Source organism: Nonomuraea recticatena (genome assembly GCF_039533245.1).
GTDB classification, from domain to species: Bacteria; Actinomycetota; Actinomycetes; order Streptosporangiales; family Streptosporangiaceae; genus Nonomuraea; species Nonomuraea roseola.
Window position 1 is genome coordinate 1 of record NZ_BAAATE010000129.1, and the last position, 950, is coordinate 950.

General features: G+C 68.4%; 1 protein-coding gene. It reads left to right on the forward strand.

The window, feature by feature from the left end; genetic code table 11:
• Nucleotides 1-62: 62 nt before the first annotated feature.
• Nucleotides 63-950: transglycosylase domain-containing protein (locus tag ABFX50_RS50705; protein WP_346158490.1), on the forward strand; the 888-nt coding region annotated here is incomplete at its 3' end.

Genomic DNA, 950 nt, shown 5'->3' on the forward strand with positions numbered 1-950 from the left:
TCCCGGGTAATGGTGTTACTTGAGCCTGATCACTCGTTCCGGTCCCGGCTACGCTGATCCACGTGCGAGTCAGGAACAGCGTGCTGAAACTGCTCGGCCTGTGCGTGCTGGCGGGCGTCCTGCTGGCGGGCGCGTTGTTCCCCGCCGTCGGCGCGCTGGGCGTGGTCTCGAACCAGGCGAGCGACACCGTCGACAGCATCTCCTCGGACCTGGTGACGACCGACCCACCGCTGATCACGACGATCACGGACCGGGACGGCGCGCCGATCGCGTACCTGTACGACCAGTACCGGGTGCTGGTCCCACCCGAGGACATCTCCCCCACGATGAAGGCGGCCCTCGTCTCGGTCGAGGACCGCCGGTTCTACGAGCACCAGGGCGTGGACTGGAAGGGCACGACGCGGGCCGCGCTGACCAACCAGTTCAGCGGATCGGTCACGCAGGGGGCCTCCACGCTCACCCAGCAGTACGTGAAGAACTACCTCGCGTTCGTGGTGGGCAAGGGCTCCGATGAGGCGTACGAGAAGGCGACGGCTGCCACGATGGCGCGCAAGCTGAGCGAAGCGCGCATCGCCATGCAGCTCGAGCAGAAGATGACGAAGGAGGAGATCCTCACCGCATACCTGAACGTCGTGCCGTTCGGCAACGGCACCTACGGCGTCGGCGCCGCGGCGCAGACGTACTTCAACACCACGGCCGACAAGCTGACCGTCCCGCAGGCCGCCCTGCTGGCGGGCCTGGCCAACCGGCCGAGCGCGCTGAACCCGGAGGCCGGCGCGGACGCCGCCATGGAGCGGCGCAACACGGTCATCGACTACATGCGCAACAACGGCGCGTTCGGCGAGGACACCGCGCGGGCCGACCAGCTGACCGAGGAGTACAAGGCCGCGCCCATCGGCGTGGTCGAGGACCTCAAGCTGCTGCCCATGGGGTGCGTCGGCGCGGGCGAC